This is a genomic window from Proteus myxofaciens ATCC 19692 (assembly GCF_001654855.1).
GTDB lineage: Bacteria > Pseudomonadota > Gammaproteobacteria > Enterobacterales > Enterobacteriaceae > Proteus > Proteus myxofaciens.
In genome coordinates this window covers 1-322 of record NZ_LXEN01000225.1, presented here as the reverse complement: position 1 = coordinate 322, position 322 = coordinate 1, and the positions used below count along the sequence as shown (strand labels likewise).

General features: G+C 31.4%; 1 protein-coding gene. It reads left to right on the top strand.

The features are described from left to right. Positions 1-125: 125 nt before the first annotated feature. Positions 126-322: site-specific integrase (locus M983_RS16750; RefSeq protein WP_167348710.1), on the top strand; the 197-nt coding region annotated here is incomplete at its 3' end.

The following is a 322-nucleotide window of genomic DNA, read 5'->3' as shown; positions in this document are numbered from 1 at the left end:
AAAATAGACCAATTTTCATAAATATTTTAAGGATATTTTTGCTAATAAAGGCCACTATTGTAACAGAAAAAAGTGTATATAAGGCATAATGTCAGTGTTGTTATAAAGAGAAGGAGAGTTATTCTGTGCCACAAAATAAATTATTAACGAAAACAGCCATCCAGGAAAATGAGGCTATTTTTACTCTTATCGAGCAATTTCTTGATAATATTTGGCTAGAACAAGGATTATCGGCGAATACCTTAAGTTCTTATCGTTTAGATTTACAAGCATTAGGCCAATGGTTAGTAAGCAATAAACTCGACTGGTTATCTGTAACAAC